Below are 18,079 nucleotides of genomic sequence, written 5' to 3'. Positions count from 1 at the left end.
AGCGGCCGGCACTACCCGGTCATGGTCAGAACTTGTAGTTCACGCCCAGCATGTAGGTGCGGCCCCACTCGATGTACTCCAGCGGGCGGTCCTTGCTGCCGGCATAGGTGCGGTACGGCTCGTTGGTCAGGTTGCTGCCCTGCAGCAGCAGGGTCAGGCCACGCAGGGCGCTGCTGTCGCTGAAGGTGTAGCTGACCTGCGCATCGGTCACGTTTTCGCCCACCACGTAGCGCAGGCTGCGGTTGCCATTGAAGTTGCCGATCTCACCGATGAAGTCCGAACGGCGGCGCTGGCTGACGCGTGCTTCAAAGCCGCTGCGCTCGTAGTAGGCGGTGAAGTTGTACACGCGCTTGGACAGGCCCGGCAGGCTGATCGGGTCGGTACCCACGCTGGAAGCACTCTCCGGGTCCAGGATGGTGATGTCGCTCTTGTTGAACGTCGCGCTGGCCTGCACGCCGAAGCCACGCAGGCTGTCGGTCAGCATGTCCAGCGGGAAGGACGCGGTCAGTTCCAGGCCCTTCAGCGTGCCGCCCTTGCCGTTCTGCGGTGCGGAGAAGGTGCCGGTGGTCAGCACCGGCGCGGTCATGCCCGGCGGCGGTACGTAGCTGCCCAGCAGCGAGGTGAAGTCGTAGTTGTCCACCGACTGGGTGTAGACGTAGCTCTTCAGGTCCTTGTAGAAGATCGCGGCGGCCACGTAGGCCTTCTCGCCGAAGTACTTCTCATAGGACAGGTCCAGCGCGGTGGCGCGCCATGGGTCCAGCAGCGGGTTGCCGCCACTGCCGCCGGGGCGGCCGGTACCGGTGTCCACGCCGAACTCCAGGCCGGCGCGCATCTGGTCCACGCGCGGTCGCGCGACCTGCTTGGCGGCGGCGAAGCGCAGCGTCTGCTGGTGCGGGAACATGAAGGCCAGGTTCAAGCTGGGCAGCCAGTCGTTGTAGGTACGGCCGTTCGAGTACGGCTGCACGTTGTTGCCGGCGGACTGCGAGCTGTCCCAGTAGCGCGAATCCGAGCTCTGGTCGGTGTGCTGCATCTGCACGCCGATGTTGCCGCGCACGCCAACCACGCCGATGTCGGCGTTGATGTTCAGGCGCGCCCACGCCGTGGTGATCTTCTCCTGCACCGTCCACGACTTGGGAATCAGGTAGTCCAGGTTGTCGACCGGGTTGAAGGTCATGTAACGACCCACAGCGGCCGGCACGTTCCACGCCGGGATGGTGCCGAGGCCGGCGAAGCCGAGGTTCACCGGTCGGTACTGCAGGTCCGAGGCGATGTTGGCGTCGCCCTGTGCGCCGAGCAGGATGTTGCCTTCGGACTGGGTCTTCACCTTGCGGCGGTCGGCGTAGTTCACGCCGATATCGATGTCCGGTGCCCACGAGGCGATGGCATCGGGCAGTGCAATGGTGGCGGCCAGCTTGCCGCCCTTCAGGCGGTCTTCCACCTTCGGCACCTTGCCGTAGCCGGAACCGTAGATGGTGTTGGTCAGGAACAGCGCGTCAGGGTTGGAGTAGTCCAGGCCCGGGCTGATCTGCGAAAAGCCGTCCTGGCGGATCGTCACGCCGATCGTGTCCAGCTGCGGCATCGGGGTCAGCTGCAGGTTGTTTTCCAGGTTCAGTTCATCGCGCGTGGCCTTGGAGTAGTTCAGGTCGGCGACCAGCTTGACGCCGCTGAAGTTGAACTCGTTGTTCCAGCCGAACGCATCGATCTTGTCCTTGCGCTTGTTGTACATGCCGCGCACCAGCGGATAGACACCGCTGGCGGTGCCGCCGGTGAACGAACCGTTGGCGTTGACCTGCGGATTGCTGACCAGCAGGCCCGGGGTGTAGTTGCCGTTGTAGTTGCTGAGATTCAGCTCGAACTGGTTGGCGGTGTCGATCTGCTCGGCTTCGGTGTGGAACGCGTCGAAGGTGCTGGTCCAGCTGTTGTTGGGCCGGAACTGGATGGTGGCCATCACGCCGTCGCGCTTGTTGTTGCCGGTGCGGCGCAGGGCCTTGATGCCGTCGGAGAAATAGGTGCCCGCCGCAACGCCCGGGCGGTTGCCCTTGTCGGTGTGCTCGGTGGTCCACGGCTCATACAGGCCGACCTGGTTTTCCTGGATCGGCATGTCGCTGTGCGCGTAGCCGATGGCGATGCCCAGGGTCTTGTCCAGGAACTGGTCGATGTAGCTGGCGCTGAAGCGGTTGCCGTACGGGTCGGTGTTGGCGGCGCGGCCCAGCGAACTCTTCTGGTAACGGCCGCTGACCGCGATCACGCGCTCGCCGAAGCTGAGCGGGCGCGCGGTCTGCATGTCGATGGTGCCCGACAGGCCCTGGCCGACCAGCGCGGCATCCGGAGTCTTGTACACGGTCACGCCATTGACCAGTTCGGACGGGTACTGGTCGAACTCGACGCCACGGTTGTCGCCGGTACTGACCACTTCACGGCCGTTGAGCAGGGTGGTGGCGAAGTCCGGCGACAGGCCGCGCACGCTGATCACCTGCGCGCGGCCGGCCACGCGCTGGGCGGCCAGGCCGGGCAGGCGCGAGATGGATTCAGCGATGCTGACGTCGGGCAGCTTGCCGATGTCTTCGGCGGAGATCGCTTCAACCACCGAGGTGGCATCCTGCTTGACCGCGATCGCGCTCTCGATGCCGCGGCGGATGCCGGTGACCTGCACCGTATCCAGGTTGGTGGCGGCGGTGCCGGCCGGCGTGGTGGTGCTCTGCGTGGACTGTGCCGACGCCAGTGTCGGCGCCAGGACAATGGCCAGCGCGATGCTCAGCGCGCTGCGCTTGTGGTTCAACATTTTCCCCTCCCAGGCAATGTTGCAGATCGATTCGTGAACGTCCCGGCGTGACCGTGGACGTGCGACGCGGTGGCCGCTGTCGTCGCCGCTATGGTAGGCAGCGCGTTCTTCGCGGGGATCACCCTGCATACGTATTCAATGGCGTCTGCAGGGCTGTAATCGCTTTCAGATCCCCGCCACGATGGCGCCGGGCGATGCCCGGCGAACGTCGCGCGGGGGCGTTCATCATTTCAAGGGCGTGAAGCGGATGGCCTGCCCACCGCCTGGCGCCAGCACCAGCGTCAGGGCATCGGCGCTGGTCACCTCGCGGGTTTCGCGGGCGAACGCGAACGGGTTGCTGCGGAAGTCGGCACCGTCACCATCGCGGTAGATTTCGGCGCGGTAGCGCACGCCTGGTTCCAGGAATCCCAGCGTTACCGGCAGCACGCGGCCATGCTCGTCGGTGATGCTGCCGAGGAACCAGTCGTGGCTGTTGCGGTCGCGGCGCACGATCGTCACGTAGTCACCCACTTCGCCATCGAGCACGCGGCTTTGCTCCCAGTCCACCGCCACGTCCTCGATGAAGCGGAACGCCTCGCGATGCTGCAGGTAGTGCTCGGGCAGGTCGGCGGCCATCTGGATCGGGCTGTACAGCACCACGTACAGCGCCAGCTGGCGGGCCAATGTACTGGGAATGGCCTGGCCGTGGCGGCCCTTCAGGCTGAGGATGCCGGGGGTGTAATCCATCGGCCCGGCCAGCATGCGGGTGAACACCAGGTTGACCTCATGCTCCGGTGGGTTCGGTGGCTGGCCCCAGGCGTTGTACTCCATGCCGCGCGCGCCTTCGCGCGAGATCCAGTTGGGGTAGGTGCGGCGCAGGCCGGTATCCTTGATCGGCTCATGCGGGTTCACCGACAGGTGCCGGCGCGCGGCTTCCTGCACCACCTTCAGGTGGTGGCGGGCCATGAACTGCCCGCCGTGCCACTCGCGCCACAGCGGGCCACCGGCCGGATTGCGGCGGTCGACCTGGCCGTCGTCGCAGACATAGCCGGTCTTGAACTGGTCCACGCCCAGCCGCGCATACAGGTCCAGCGCGGCACCCAGCTGGTTCTCGTAATGTTCGATGGCACAGCCGGTTTCATGGTGGCCGATCAGGTGCACGCCCTTTTCCAGGCCATATGCCGACAGTGCTTCAATGTCGAAATCGGGCGTGGCGCGGGTGAAATCGAAGTCGTAACCGTTGCCGACCCAGTTGCCGTCCCAGCCGGGATTCCAGCCTTCCACCAGTACGCCGCGGAAGCCGTGCGCAGCGGCGAAGTCGATCACCTTCTTCGTCCTGGCAGTGGTGGCCGCGTGCTTCGGGCCGGTCGCCCAGCTCTCATTGTCCAGGTGCATCGACCACCACACGCCCAGGTACTTGGCCGGCTTCACCCAGCTCACGTCGCCCAGCGCATTGGGCTCGTTGAGGTTGAGGATCAGGTCCGATTCGACCAGGCCACCGGCACGGTCGGCGATCTGCAGCGTGCGCCACGGCGTGGCAAAGGGCAAGGCACGGCGCACCTTCCAGCCTTCCGCCGAGGGTGACAGCTGCGCGCGCAGGCGCTGGCCCTCGGTGCGGCGCAGCCACATGCCGGCATAGTCCACCAGCGCCGCCTCGTGGATCGCCACGTGCAGGCCATCGCGGCTGCGCAGGGTCATCGGCGTATGCACCAGCGGCACCTCGCGCAGCGGCGTGCGCTGGTACAGGTATTCATAGTGGATCGGTTCCCCGGCAGGGATCCACCACGCGGTGGAATCCTGCGCGATGGCGAACTCGGTCAGTTCGTCATCGATGATCGCCTCGCGCAGGTTCGGCTGCCGGGGGAACACATAGCGGAAGCCCAGGCCGTCGTCGTAGACGCGGAATACCACATCCAGCCGCCGCTTGCTGCCAGTGGTCTCGGCCAGCTGCACGGTCAGCTCGTTGAAGTGGTTGCGGGTGATCCGGCGTTCGCCCCACGGCTGCTCCCAGCGGTCATCGACGCTGCGCCGCTGCTGGCCGAGCAGGGCGAAATCGCGGTCCAGGCGCCCGTCGCGCAGGGCGAAGCCGAGCTTCGAATCTTCCACCACGGTTTGGCCGAGGCGTTCCACGCGGTAGCGGGCGGTGCCGCCGTCCAGCACCAGGCTGACCGTGAGCACCTTGCCCGGTGATTCGACGCTGGCCACCTGTGGCGCGGCCTGTGCCAGCGTGGCCAGGCCCAGCAGGACCAGTCCGAGCACATGCGCGAACACCGCGCGTACAGCAGTGGGTGACATCGGCATTTCCCCTCCCAAGGCGCCGTTGGCAGACCCGGACCATAAGCCAGCGCGGCAGGCGCGCTACCGCGCAACGCCATGAATACGTATGCAGCTGGACGCAGCCGACAGCCCCGCGTCTACCATGGGGCCAAGGCACCTTGAGGGAGGGGCCGCGCCCGCCCGCCGGCAACGACGGTGCGGACCTACAACGCGTGCAGAGAGGGAGGGAGGCCGACGGGCGCAAGCCGGTCCGCCGCTTCGATGCTGAAGACCATTTGCCTGACCGCTGCCCTGGGGGCAGCGCTGGGATCGACCGCGCAGGCGGCCGACCTGCAATTCGACGGCCGCCATGCGCGCGCCGAAGCCGCTGCCAAGGGCAGCTTCGTGCTGCATGCGCAGAAGGGCGAGGTGCGCATCGCGCCGATGCCGATGCGCAGCCAGACCGGCAGCGTGATGTTCGATGCACTGTTCGCGCTGGCCCAGCAGGAGATGGACCAGGACCGCGTGGATGCGATCCGTGATCCTGCGTTCGACGAAGGCCGGCCGGTGCCGTGCGCGTGCTTTCAGACCGGCGCGCGCTGGCCTTATGTGTGGACCCGCGATGTCAGCTTTGCCGCCGACCTGGCGCTGGCGCGGCTGGATCCGCAGCGCACCCGGCAGTCGCTGCAGTTCAAGCTGTCGGCGGCACGCGACGTGCAGACGCCCGGACTGTTCGTGGCGCAGGACACCGGTTCCGGTGGCAGCTGGCCGATCAGCAGCGACCGCGTGGTGTGGTTCCTGGCCGCGCGCCACCTGCTGGAGGATCACGCGTTTGCCGACCAGGTCTGGCAGGCGCTGCAGGGTACATTGGCGCAGGACCGCGCGATGGTGTTCGATGCGCAGATGGGCCTGTACCGTGGCGAGACCTCGTTCCTGGACTGGCGCGAGCAGACCTACCCGGACTGGACCCGTGAGGACGTGCGCTTCATCGGTGATTCCTACGCGCTGTCCACCAACGTACTGCACTACCAGGCGCTACGCCTGGCCGAACGCCTGGCCGGCCAGCACGGCGACGCCCGCGCGGCCGACTACAAGGCGTGGGCCGATGCGCTGGCGCAGCAGATCGATGCACGCTTCTGGCGCGAGGATATCGGCCAGTACATGAGTTACATCGGCGAAGCCGCGCACCCGGTACCGTACGCCAAGGTCGATCTGCTTGGCCTGTCGCTGGGCATCCTGGCCGAGGTGCTGCCACCCGAGCGCGCACGCCGTGCACTGGCTGCATACCCGATGGGGCTGGCCGGCAGCCCGGTGGTGTGGCCGCAGGAGGCGCAGCAGCCGATCTACCACAACCGCGCGATCTGGCCGTTCGTCAGTGCCTACTCGCTGCGTGCCGCGCGGCAGCTGGACGACGCGCCGCGCATCGCCGCCGAGATCCGCTCGCTGATGCAGGGCGCGGCGCTGGCCGGTTCCAACATGGAGAACTACGAACTGGCCAGCCAGGCCGTGCATGTTGACGAAGGCGCACTCAGCGGCCCGGTGGTCAACTCCGAACGCCAGCTGTGGTCGGTGGCCGGCTATCTGTCGATGGTGGTCGAAGGCGTATTCGGCGTGCAGGACGATGGCCGGGTGCAGCCCAAGCTGCCGGCGGTGCTGGTGCCCGAACTGTTCGGCAAGCAGCGCCGCATCACGCTGGAAGCCAATGGCAAGCGCTATGTGCTGGAGCGGCCGAAGCAGGTGGGTGATGGCCTGCTGGTGGCGGGCAAGGTGAAGATGCGCGGGACCACCACTACCGTGCAGCTGGTGGCCGCGCCGTCGCGCACGTTGCCCGCCAGCACGGCCGATGCAGAGGCGCGTGCACCGGCAACTCCGGCTGCACCGCAGGCGCGGCGAAGCGGAAAGGGTTGGTCGGTAGCGGTGGCCGAAGGCCAGGTGCTGTGGCAGGACGGCCGGGCGGTGACCGCGATCCACAAGGGCGTGGCACGGATCGGCGACGACGGCCTGCAGCATTGTTTGAGCCTGACCCGTCGCGAAGGTGCACTCGAATCGCTGCACAGCCCGATGCTGTGTGTTGGCCCACAGCAGGTGCTGCGCGGTGCACGCCAGTGGCAGTTCACTGCAGCCAAGGCCGGGCAGGTGCGCCTGCGCCTGCAGTACAGCAACCCCAATGGACCGATCAACACCGGTGTGACCGCCGCAGTGAAGCAGTTGGCGGTGCAGTGCGCCGCCCAGCCCGTGCAGCGCTTGACCGTGACGTTGCCGCACAGCGTGACCGCACAGGATTCCACTGCCGCGACGTTCAGCGTGCCCAAGGGACGTTGCAGCGTGAAGCTGGAAGAGGGCTTCAACATGAGCGCGCTGCAGCACTTCGCGCATTACACCGGCGGCAAGGGCGGGCGCGACGGCGTGCTCAACCAGGCCCAGGTGCAGGCGCTGAAGGTGGCGCCGGTGGCTGTGGTCGAGGGCAACCGATGAGCCGCCCTGCAAAGCCGCAGCTGTCGTTCTGGCAGATCTGGAACATGTGCTTCGGCTTCCTCGGCATCCAGTTCGGCTTCGCCCTGCAGAACGCCAATGCCAGCCGCATCTTCGAAACCCTGGGCGCGGACATGGAGGCGGTGCCGGGGCTGTGGATCGCCGCGCCGCTGACCGGCCTGCTGGTGCAGCCGGTGATCGGCTACCTGTCCGACCACACCTGGACCCGCTGGGGTCGCCGCCGTCCTTTCTTCATGATCGGTGCGGTACTGACCACCCTGGCCCTGCTGGTGATGCCGAATTCGCCGACGCTGTGGATCGCCGCCGGCACGCTGTGGGTTCTGGATGCGTCGATCAACGTGTCGATGGAACCGTTCCGTGCCTTCGTTGGCGACCAGCTGGCGCCACGCCAGCGGCCAGCCGGCTATGCGATGCAGAGCTTCTTCATCGGCGTGGGCGCGATCGTCGCCAGCTTCCTGCCCTTCATCCTGGCCCAGTTCGGCATCGCCAATACGGCCGCCGCAGGTGAAGTGCCGGACACCGTTCGCTATGCCTTCTATTTCGGCGCAGTGGTGCTGCTGGCGGCGATCACCTGGACGGTGGTCAGCACCCGCGAGTACTCGCCCGCAGAGCTGGCCGGCTTCGATGATGCCGAGCCGCCGGCACACCACACCGCAGCCGCGGTCAGCGGACCGGCACCGTGGGCGCAGGTGGTGTTTTGGCTGGGGCTGGGCGTGCTGCTGGCGCTGCTGATCGCCTGGCGGCAGGGCGACAGGATGCTGTACGTGCTGGCCGGCCTGTGTGCGGGCTATGGCCTTCTGCTGGCGCTCGCCCGCGCGCTGCCAGGCACCCACATGCTGGCCGCCATCGTTGGCGACCTGCGCGCGATGCCCGTCACCATGCGGCGCCTGGCCTGGGTACAGTTCTTCTCGTGGTTCGCATTGTTCGCCATGTGGATCTACACCACCGCCGCGGTGGCCGGCACCCACTTCGGCTCGACCGATCCGCAGTCGGCGGCCTACAACGAAGGCGCCAACTGGGTGGGGGTGCTGTTCGGTGCCTACAATGGCTTCGCCGCGTTGGCCGCGGTACTGATCCCGCCGATGGTGCGGTTGATCGGCCTGCGCTGGAGCCACCTGGTCAACCTGTGGCTGGGCGGTGCAGGCCTGGTCTCGCTGATGTTCATCCGTGATCCGCACTGGCTGCTGCTGTCGATGGCCGGCGTCGGCTTCGCCTGGGCGTCGATCCTGTCGCTGCCGTACGCACTGCTGTCCGACAGCGTGCCGGCGTCGAAGATGGGCGTGTACATGGGCATCTTCAATTTCTTCATCGTGATCCCGCAGCTGGTGGCGGCCAGTGCGCTCGGCTTTGCCCTGCGCGCCTGGCTGGGTGGCCAGCCGATGCATGTGCTGGTGCTGGGCGGCTGCAGCCTGTTCGTCGCCGGCCTGTGCGTGCTGCGGGTTCCGTCCCGTCCGGAGGTGGTGTGATGCGTGGAGCGCTGTCTGTTGCTGTTTCCCTGGTGCTGCTGGCCGGCCATGCGGCGGCTGCGCCGCGCCCGGACTACGTCGGCACCACCGAGCCGTTCGCCAGCGATGCGGTGTATTTCGTGGTCACCGACCGCTTCGTCAACGGCGACCCCTCCAACGATCATCGCGACCAGGGCGGCAAGCACCGCACCTTTGATATCCCCGTGCCATGCCCGGACAAGGTCGACGGCAACATCGGCTACCTCGGCGGCGACTTCCGCGGCGTGCTCGACAATGCGCAATACATCCGCAACCTGGGTTTCGGCGCAGTGTGGATCACGCCGCTTGTCGACAACCCGGACGAGGCCTTTACCGGCAGCAAAGCGATCAGCTGTACCAGCACGCTGACCGATCGCGGCAAAACCGGTTATCACGGCTACTGGGGCATCAATTTCTACAAACTCGATGAGCACTTGCCGAGCAAGGACCTGGACTTCGCCGGGTTGACCCAGGGCCTGCATGGCGCAGGCCTGAAGGTGGTGCTGGACATCGTCGGCAACCACGGTTCGCCGGCCTGGACCATGCCGACGCGGCAGCCGCAGTTCGGCCAGCTCTTCGACAAGGACGGAAAGCTGATTGCCGACCACCAGAACCTGCCGCCGCAGAAACTGGATCCGAAGCACAACCCGCTGCACGCCTTCTACAACAACATCGGCCCGGTCGACAGCAAGGATGGCTCGATCTTCGACGGCAACCTGGCCGAGCTGTCCGACTTCAACCAGGATAATCCGGCGGTGATGGACTATCTGGTCGGTGCGTACCTGCAGTGGACCGCACAGGGCGTGGATGCGCTGCGCATCGACACCATTGGCTGGCTGCCGCACCCGTGGTGGCACGCCTTCGTCGAGCGCATCCGCGCCGAGCATCCGGGCATGTTCATGTTCGGCGAAGCGTTCGATTACAACGCGGCCAACATTGCCGAACACACCTGGCCGGCCAATGCCAACGTCAGCGTGCTGGATTTCCCGCTGCGTGGCGCGATGGAGCAGACCTTCGGCACTGCCGGCAAGGGCTTTGAGACGCTGGCCGAACCGCTGCACCTGAGTGGCGGGCCATACGCCAACCCGTACGAGCTGATGAGTTTCTACGACAACCACGACATGCCGCGCCTGCAGGCCAGCGACAACGGCTTCATCGACGCGCACAACTGGCTGTTCACCGCACGCGGCATTCCGGTGGTCTATTACGGTTCGGAAACCGGCTTCATGCGTGGCCGCGCCGAGCATGCCGGCAACCGCGCCTACTTCGGCCAGTCGCGCGTGGACGCTGCGCCGCAGAGCCCGATCTTCGCGCCGCTGCAGCGTATCGCGCGATTGCGCGAAGCCACGCCGGCGCTGCAGCGTGGCCTGCAGGTGAACGAGCGCCTGCAGGGTGATGAGGCGGTGTTCTTCCGCGTGCTGCAGCATGGCGACGTGGCGCAGACCGCGCTGGTGCTGCTGAACAAGGGCGACAGGGCGAAGACGTTCAGCGTGGAGCGCTACCTGCAGGCCGGTACCTGGCGCGATGCGCTGGGGGGCGGGGCGCTGAAGGTGGACGGCCGCCTGCAGGCCGAAATCCCCGCGCACGGGGTGAGGGTCTACGTGCTGGACGCGCAGGTGAAGCAGCCAGCGCTGCAGGCCGAACTGGACAAGGCCATGGCCGACCAGCAGGCGCGCGACCAGCGGCTGGGGCGGTGAGGGCGCCGCCGGGCATGGTCCGGCCCTCCCGCTCTGGTGGGTGCCAACCTTGGTTGGCACGCTTTTCGAGCAGTCGAGCAAGCCCGACTCTACAATAGCCCCCTCCCGCAGCCCGCTGTACCGCCATGACCGACCTCGCCCCGCAGACCCCGATTGAAACCCTGCTGAAGGCGGCGATGGACGGGGCGGTGCCGATTCGCGCCTTCATGGAGGCCTTCGTTGCCTCCGAAGTCGTGCTGCTGACCGGCAGCCTGGTCACCCCCGATGGCAGCGGCTTCGACCCGCTGCTGTTCGACAAGCAGGGCACCCTGCACGTGGCGGTGTTCACCGATCCTGCGCGGGTAGGCATCTACAGCCAGCAGGTACCCCACCAGATCCGTTGGCTGATGCTGGACGTGCTGCGCCGCGTACCGGGTGGCTATGGTGTGGTGATCAACCCGGGTACTTCGCTGGGTTTTGAGGTTTCCCCGAGCGGCGTGGGCGAAATCCTGAAGGACTTCGCCCAGGGCTGAGCCGCCGCCTCGTCACTTGTAGCGTCGAGCAATGCTCGGCTGCTCCTGCCATCTGCCAGATCAGTCAACAGCAAGCTTCCCTTCGGCCGCCCGACGTGGTCCCCTCTGGATAACATCGGGAACGAGGCTCTGCCATGGAATTCAGGATGCTTCCGGCTGACGCGCCGGAACGAATGCAACTGGCGCAGTGGTACCACGCGCAATGGGGCCGGGAGGCTGGCCTTTCACTGGAACAGGAACTGCAGCGGCTCAACCTGCCGCAGGATGCCGGGGGATTCCCGCACCTGATGGCCGCCTTCGATGGCGGCCAGCTGGTCGGTGCGGTCCAGCTCAAGCGCCGCGAGATGCAGGCCTTCCCGCAGTACGAGCACTGGCTGGGCAGCGTGTTCGTGGCCGACAGCCATCGCGGGCGTGGGCTCGCTGGCGGTCTGGTCGAGCAGGCCGCGGCACAGGCGGTGCGGATGGGTGTGACCGACCTGTACCTGCAGACCGAGGCCCTGGACGGTGGGCTGTACGCGCGGCTGGGCTGGAAGCCGCTGCAGGAAGCCGACAATCGCAGCCTTCGAGTTCTGGTGATGGTGCGCAGGCTGGCCGCATGAACGCCCCAACGGCCCCTCATTCCCGCTTTGCGCTGATCTTCCTGGTCGCAGCCATCGCCGCCGCGCTGGTGTCCATGCACCTGCTGCGCGCGGCCTGGCATCTGGCGCAGCGGGCGCGACAGCAGGGCCGTTCGGCATGGACGTTCGGAGTGCCGGCGGCGCTGGGCATCGTCGCTTCGATCGTGGCCTAGGTGCGGCTGGCGTTGCCGGGACCGAAGGTGGCGACGCGCTGACTGCGCTTACCCGCGCAGCGACGATTCCCGCACCACCAGCTTCACCGGGATGCTCTGGCTTTCCACCGGCTGCCGGCCGATCAGCGCCAGCAGGCGTTCCACCAGCAGCTGCCCGGCCTGCTTGGTGTCCTGCTGCACCGTGGTCAGCGCCGGGGATACCGAGGCCGCCAGCGGGATGTCGTCGAAGCCGGTTACCGCCACGTCCTGCGGCACGCGCAGGCCGGCGTCGCGCAGGGCGCGCATCGCACCGATGGCGATCAGGTCGCTGGCGGCGCAGATCGCATCGATCGGCTCGCCACGCGCCAGAAGCGCCTGGCAGGCCTCCTGGCCGGAGGCCTCGGTGGTGATCGCATCGTGCTGCAGCGCCGGTTCGGCGGCCAGGCCGTGGTCCTGCAGGGCCGCGACATGGCCGCGGTAGCGCTCCTGGAACTCGGGGTAATGGCTGGAGGCATGGCCGAGGAAGGCGATGCGGCGGCAGCCCTGCTTCAACAGGTGGGTGGTGATGTCGTGCCCGCCCTGGAAGTTGTCGCTGCCGATCGAGACACCGGGCTGGCCGGGCAGCGCGGCGCCCCAGCGCACGAAGTGCGTGCCCTGTTCGACCAGCCGCTGCAGGCGGTCGCGCGATTCGTGGTAGTCGCCATAGCCGAGCAGGATGATGCCGTCGGCCTTGTTGCTGTCCTCGTAATCGGCCTGCCAGTCGGTGGACAGCTGCTGGAACGAGACCAGCAGGTCCTGCCCGTGCAGGGCACAGGCGCGGGTGATCGAGCCCAGCATCGAATGGAAGAACGGGTTGATCAGCGAGTCGTCGTTGGTCGGGTCCTCGAAGAACAGCAGGGCCAGCGTGCCGGCGTTGCGCAGGCGCAGGCTGGAGGCGTTCTTGTCGACTTTGTAGTTCAGCTCGCGGGCGATGCGCAGGATGCGCTCGCGGGTTTCGGCGTTGACCATCGGGCTGCCCCGCAGGGCACGCGACACGGTCGGCTGGGAGACCCCGGCCAGGTGGGCGATGTCCAGGGAGGTGGCTTTGCCTTTGATCGTCATGGGCACGCGGAAGGGGCAGGGGGGAAGGTGCCCGGGCATGATGCCATGGGCAGACGCGAATGCCTCTCCGGACGGCCGTTGAGGCAACGGTAAGTCATTGCCGGACAAGGAAATCAGTTCAATCCTCCGGCGCGGCCGGGGTCTTCCGGCCGGGCAGATGGCGGCGGCAATGCTAAGATGCATCGTTCTCGCATTCCCCCAATTTCAACAGGGGCGGCCCAGCCTACTGCACCCCCGCCCGGGGCTGTGCTATCACTGGCGGTCTGCCCCTGGACAACGGACGAAGGTACCTATGGCGCGCGGCATCAACAAAGTCATCCTGGTCGGCAATCTCGGCAACGACCCGGACGTGAAGTACACCCAGGGCGGCATGGCGATCACCCGCATCAGCCTGGCCACCACCAGCGTCCGCAAGGACAAGGATGGCAACCAGCAGGAACGTACCGAATGGCACCGTGTGGTGTTCTTCGGCAAGCTCGGTGAGATCGCCGGCGAGTACCTGCGCAAGGGCAGCTCGGTCTACGTCGAAGGCAGCCTGCGCTACGACAAGTACACCGGCCAGGACGGCGTGGAGAAGTACTCCACCGACATCATTGCCGATGAAATGCAGATGCTGGGCGGCCGTGGCGAAGGCGGCGGTGGCGGCGGTGGTGGCAACTACGGTGGCGATCGTCCGCAGCGCCAGCAGGCGCCGCGTCAGGAGTACGGCAGCGGTGGCGGTGGCCAGCGTGGTGGCCAGGGCGGTGGCTACGGCAACCAGGGCGGCGGTTACGGCAACCAGGGTGGCAACCAGCGCCCGCAGCCGCAGCAGGCGCCGCCGATGGACGACTTCGCTGACGACGATATTCCGTTCTGATCGAACGCGCGTTTGCAGCAGAAAAGAAAGCCCCGTTCACGCGGGGCTTTTCTTTTTCCCGCGATTCCCTGGAGCTTGTGCCTCGCAGCATTGATTTTCGTGCACCGCGACTTGCAAACAGACAATTTCCTCCCCTATGGTGCAATCGATTGCATTGCTGTGAATCGTTGCGTTTGATACCGGTTGGGAGGCCGGCAGGTGGATGTCCATCCATTCGATCAGACCGGCCCCGGCAACGGGCCTAACGCGGCGCGATGCGCTGCGCCTGGCGGTTGCCGGCGGCATTGGCCTGGGGGCGGCAGGCGTGCTCCCCGCATTCGCCGCCGATGCTCCGCTCAAGGGCAACCTGAAGCACTCCGTCGCCCGCTGGACCTTCCCGCAGCTGTCGGTCGCCCAGCTCTGCGCGACGGTGAAGGACATCGGCTTCGCCGCCATCGATCTGGTCGGCCCGGAAGACTGGCCCACGTTGAAGGCCCATGGCGTGTACAGCTCGATGTGCAACGGCGCGGAGCTGGGCCTGACCAAGGGCTTCGCCGGCCGCCAGTTCCATGATGAGCTGGTGGAGCGCTACACGCGGCACATCGATCTGGTGGCCGATGCCGGCTACCGGAATCTCATCTGCTTCTCCGGCAACCGCAGCGGCATGGATCCTGCCGAGGGCATGGCCAATGCCGAGGCCGGCCTCAAGCGCATCCTCGGGCATGCCGAGAAGCGCGGGGTGGTGCTGGTGATGGAACTGCTGAATTCCAGGGTCGATCATCGCGACTACCTGTGCGACCACTCGGCCTGGGGCGTAGAGCTGTGCCAGCGGCTTGGCTCGGACAACTTCGGCCTGCTGTACGACATCTATCACATGCAGATCATGGAAGGCGACATCATCGCCACCATCGGCAAGCATCACGCCTGCTTCAAGCACTACCACACCGCGGGCGTGCCCGGCCGGAACGAGATCGGAGACCAGCAGGAGCTCCACTATCCGGCCATCTGTCGCGCGATCCGCGACACCGGCTTCAAGGGATACCTGGCGCAGGAGTTTACACCTGTAGCGCCTGATCCCGTTGCCTCATTGCGCGAGGCGATCCGCCTCTGCGACGTCTGAAACGATATCCACCCAGGTGAGAAACCCATGGCAGATAATCACTACGACGCCATTGTTGTTGGCTCGGGAATCAGTGGCGGTTGGGCGGCGAAGGAGCTGACCGAGAAGGGCCTGAAGGTCCTGATGCTGGAACGCGGGCGCAACATCGAGCACGTCAAGGACTACGTCAATGCGATGAAGGAAGCGTGGGACTTTCCGCACCGCAACCGGCCAACGCAGGCGATGAAGGCCGACTTCCCGGTGCTGATGCGTGACTACGGGCTGGCCGAAAACCTGGAAGGAATGTGGGCCAACGAACAGGACTCGCCCTACATCGAAACCAAGCGCTTCGACTGGTTTCGTGGCTACCACGTGGGTGGCCGTTCGCTGATGTGGGGCCGGCAGAGTTATCGCTTCTCCGACCTGGATTTCGAGGCGAAGCTCAAGGACGGAATCGCGACCGATTGGCCGATCCGCTACGCGGACATCGCGCCCTGGTATGACCATGTGGAACGATTCGCCGGCATCGCCGGCACGCGCGAAGGACTGGACGTGTTGCCGGATGGTGAGTTCCTGCCGCCGATCCCGTTGAACATCGTCGAGAAGGATGTGGCCGCACGGATCAAGAAGGCGTTCGGCGGTACCCGGCACATGATCCACTCGCGCACCGCCAACATCACCAAGCCGATGCCCGAGCAGGGCCGCGTCAACTGCCAGTACCGCAACAAGTGCATCCTGGGCTGTCCCTTCGGTGCCTATTTCTCGACACAGGCGGCGACGCTGCCAGCGGCGATGAAGACCGGCAACCTGACCTTGCGGCCGTTCTCGATCGTCAAGGAAGTGCTCTACGACAAGGACCGCAAGCGTGCGCGTGGGGTGGAGGTCATCGACGCCGAGACCGGCCAGACCTACCAGTACACCGCCAAGGTCATCTTCCTCAACGCGTCGTCCTTCAACTCGACCTGGCTGCTGATGAACTCGGCCACCGATGTGTGGGAGGGCGGGCTGGGCTCCTCGTCGGGCGAGCTTGGACACAACGTGATGGACCATCATTTTGGAGCGGGCGCCTCCGGCCGGGTCGAGGGCTACGAAGACAAGTACTACTTCGGCCGTCGTCCGTGCGGCTTCTACATTCCGCGTTTCCGCAACGTCGCGGCCGACAAGCGCGGCTACCTGCGCGGGTTCGGCTACCAGGGCGGCGCCAGCCGCACCGGCTGGTCGCGCGAGATCGCCGAACTGAACATCGGTGCTGACCTGAAGGAGGCGCTGACCGTGCCCGGTGACTGGCGCATCGGCATGACCGGGTTCGGTGAGATGCTGCCGCACCACGACAACGCGATCCGCCTGGACCGCGACCGCAAGGACAAATGGGGGCTGCCGGTGCTGGCGATGGATGTTGCCATGCGCGCCAATGAACTGGCGATGCGCAAGGACATGGCCGCCGATGCCGCCGAGATGCTGGAGGCGGCCGGCGTCAAGGACGTGAAGATGCACGACAACGACTACGCCCCGGGCAAGGGCATCCATGAGATGGGGACTGCGCGCATGGGACGTGATCGGAAGAGCTCGGTATTGAACCTGCACAACCAGGTCTGGGATGCCCCCAATGTCTATGTGACAGACGGTGCCTGCATGACCTCCAGCGCCTGCGTGAATCCTTCGCTGACCTACATGGCGCTGACCGCGCGCGCGGCCGACCACGCCGTGCGTGAACTGAAAGCGGGGAACCTCTGATGGATCGCCGCGAGCTGTTGAAAATGATCGTCGCCGCTACGGGTGCGGCCATGGTCGGCCTGCCTGCGCTCGCGCAGGGAAAGGCCGCTGCCGCACCGGTGAAGACCCTGTTCTCCGACGCCGATGTCGGCACGCTGGACGAGATCGCCGAGACCATCCTGCCGCGGACCCGGACGCCAGGGGCGAAGGATGCTGGCGCGGGCCTGTTCATGGCAACGTTCGTCAGCGACTGCTACACCGCCCGGCAGCAGGCGGCGTTCCGGGCGGGCCTGGTCGATATCGACAAGCGGGCCGGTGGCCGCTTCGTGTCGCTCACGCCGGAAGCCCGGACCGAATTGCTGCGCACGCTTGATGCAGAGTCCAGGGCACGCCATGCCGATGTGACCGAAACCGGTACGCCAGAAGAGGGCGAGGCGATGCCGCATTACTTCACGATGCTCAAGCAACTGGCCATCTTCGGCTTCTTCACCTCCAAGGTCGGCGCCACCGGGGTGCTGCAGTACGTCGCCGTGCCGGGGCGTTACGACGGCGACCTCGCCTATGTCCCCGGTACGCCCGCGTGGGGGACCAGCTGATGGAGCGCAACAGGATGATCAAGCCGCTACTGATTGCGGCCACCGTGCTGGCCGCCGCACCCGTGTTCGCGCAGAACGGGGCCGACGCCGCGCGCGATCCGAAGAAGACCGAGGTATGGACGCCGGTACCTGCGACCGTGGCTACACCGCCAGGCAAGGCCCCGTCCGACGCCATCGTGCTGTTCGATGGCAAGGATGTCTCCGCGTGGGAGTCGGAGCAGGGCGGACGCGTGCCCTGGAAAGTTGCCGATGGCGCGATGACCGTCGTGCCCGGCAGCAAGGGCATCCGCACCCGGCAACGCTTCTGCGATGTCCAGCTGCATGTCGAGTGGCGCACGCCCACCGACACGAAGGGCTTCGACGGCCAGAACCGGGGCAACAGCGGCATCTTCCTGCAGGAGCTGTACGAGCTGCAGGTGCTCGACAGCTACAACAACCCGACCTATGCCAATGGCCAGGCGGGCTCGATCTACAAGCAGGCCATGCCGTTGGTGAACGCCTCGCGCGCACCGGGCCAGTGGCAGGCCTACGACGTCCTCTGGAAGGCTCCGCGCTTTTCGGCGGGCGGTGGGCTGACGTCGCCTGCGCGCATCACGGTGCTGCACAACGGCGTGCTGGTGCAGGACGATACCGTGCTGGCGGGCAAGACCGAGTACATCGGCGCGCCATCGTACGCGCCCCATGGATGCGCGCCGCTCTACCTGCAGGAACATGACTCCAGGGTCAGCTACCGCAACATCTGGGTGCGCGAGCTGTAGTGGCA

Annotated in this window: 14 protein-coding genes; 11 read left to right on the top strand and 3 right to left on the bottom strand. The window is 66.4% G+C overall.

The window, feature by feature from the left end; genetic code table 11:
- Positions 1 to 25: 25 nt before the first annotated feature.
- Both V3B30_RS10610 and V3B30_RS10605 read right to left on the bottom strand, forming a co-directional pair.
- Positions 26 to 2,782, bottom strand: a complete 2,757-nt coding sequence (locus V3B30_RS10610) for a TonB-dependent receptor (RefSeq protein ID WP_262084647.1) — start codon at positions 2,780 to 2,782, stop codon at positions 26 to 28.
- Between the two features lie 225 nt (positions 2,783 to 3,007).
- The gene (locus tag V3B30_RS10605; RefSeq protein ID WP_262084646.1) at positions 3,008 to 5,062 is read right to left on the bottom strand and encodes a glycoside hydrolase family 97 protein; all 2,055 of its coding nucleotides are present in this window, start codon (positions 5,060 to 5,062) and stop codon (positions 3,008 to 3,010) included.
- A 237-nt stretch (positions 5,063 to 5,299) separates the two neighbouring features.
- Here V3B30_RS10605 and V3B30_RS10600 point away from each other — a divergent pair, with 237 nt between their 5' ends.
- From V3B30_RS10600 to V3B30_RS10575, 6 genes are all read left to right on the top strand, one after another.
- Entirely contained in the window at positions 5,300 to 7,492 is a 2,193-nt protein-coding gene (locus V3B30_RS10600; RefSeq protein ID WP_262084645.1) for a Six-hairpin glycosidase-like protein, read from the top strand.
- Positions 7,489 to 8,976 (top strand): MFS transporter, encoded by a 1,488-nt coding sequence (locus V3B30_RS10595; protein ID WP_262084644.1) that lies wholly within the window; start codon positions 7,489 to 7,491, stop codon positions 8,974 to 8,976. The genes V3B30_RS10600 and V3B30_RS10595 overlap by 4 nt, the downstream gene beginning before the upstream one ends.
- A complete protein-coding gene (locus V3B30_RS10590; protein WP_329809650.1) occupies positions 8,976 to 10,691 on the top strand; it encodes an alpha-amylase family glycosyl hydrolase in 1,716 nt (571 codons plus the stop codon). The genes V3B30_RS10595 and V3B30_RS10590 overlap by 1 nt, the downstream gene beginning before the upstream one ends.
- Before the next feature lie 125 nt (positions 10,692 to 10,816).
- Positions 10,817 to 11,203 carry an SseB family protein gene (locus V3B30_RS10585; RefSeq protein ID WP_262084642.1) on the top strand — a complete coding sequence of 129 codons (387 nt, stop codon included), beginning with the start codon at positions 10,817 to 10,819 and terminating at the stop codon, positions 11,201 to 11,203.
- A gap of 134 nt (positions 11,204 to 11,337) precedes the next feature.
- Positions 11,338 to 11,802, top strand: coding sequence for a GNAT family N-acetyltransferase (locus V3B30_RS10580; protein ID WP_262084641.1), 465 nt, complete (start codon positions 11,338 to 11,340; stop codon positions 11,800 to 11,802).
- The gene (locus tag V3B30_RS10575) at positions 11,799 to 11,993 is read left to right on the top strand and encodes a hypothetical protein (protein WP_262084640.1); all 195 of its coding nucleotides are present in this window, start codon (positions 11,799 to 11,801) and stop codon (positions 11,991 to 11,993) included. Before V3B30_RS10580 ends, V3B30_RS10575 begins: the two co-directional genes overlap by 4 nt.
- Positions 11,994 to 12,041: 48 nt before the next feature.
- On the opposite strand, the gene V3B30_RS10570 is transcribed toward V3B30_RS10575, so the two are convergent.
- Positions 12,042 to 13,073: a LacI family DNA-binding transcriptional regulator gene (locus tag V3B30_RS10570; RefSeq protein ID WP_262084639.1), complete on the bottom strand. Its 1,032-nt coding sequence runs from the start codon at positions 13,071 to 13,073 to the stop codon at positions 12,042 to 12,044.
- A 292-nt stretch (positions 13,074 to 13,365) separates the two neighbouring features.
- Here V3B30_RS10570 and V3B30_RS10565 point away from each other — a divergent pair, with 292 nt between their 5' ends.
- From V3B30_RS10565 to V3B30_RS10545, 5 genes are all read left to right on the top strand, one after another.
- A complete protein-coding gene (locus tag V3B30_RS10565; protein ID WP_262084638.1) occupies positions 13,366 to 13,929 on the top strand; it encodes a single-stranded DNA-binding protein in 564 nt (187 codons plus the stop codon).
- A gap of 202 nt (positions 13,930 to 14,131) precedes the next feature.
- Positions 14,132 to 15,028, top strand: a complete 897-nt coding sequence (locus V3B30_RS10560; protein WP_262084637.1) for a TIM barrel protein — start codon at positions 14,132 to 14,134, stop codon at positions 15,026 to 15,028.
- Between the two features lie 27 nt (positions 15,029 to 15,055).
- A complete protein-coding gene (locus V3B30_RS10555; protein ID WP_262084636.1) occupies positions 15,056 to 16,741 on the top strand; it encodes a GMC family oxidoreductase in 1,686 nt (561 codons plus the stop codon).
- The gene (locus V3B30_RS10550) at positions 16,741 to 17,316 is read left to right on the top strand and encodes a gluconate 2-dehydrogenase subunit 3 family protein (RefSeq protein WP_262084635.1); all 576 of its coding nucleotides are present in this window, start codon (positions 16,741 to 16,743) and stop codon (positions 17,314 to 17,316) included. The genes V3B30_RS10555 and V3B30_RS10550 overlap by 1 nt, the downstream gene beginning before the upstream one ends.
- Positions 17,317 to 17,330: 14 nt before the next feature.
- Entirely contained in the window at positions 17,331 to 18,074 is a 744-nt protein-coding gene (locus V3B30_RS10545; RefSeq protein WP_262084634.1) for a DUF1080 domain-containing protein, read from the top strand.
- The last annotated feature ends 5 nt before the right edge of the window (positions 18,075 to 18,079 follow it).

Source organism: Stenotrophomonas sp. SMYL41 (assembly GCF_036319965.1).
In the GTDB taxonomy this organism is placed as follows: Bacteria; Pseudomonadota; Gammaproteobacteria; order Xanthomonadales; family Xanthomonadaceae; genus Stenotrophomonas; species Stenotrophomonas maltophilia_R.
Note: the sequence above shows the minus strand (reverse complement) of the source record. Positions and strands in the feature narration are given on the sequence as shown.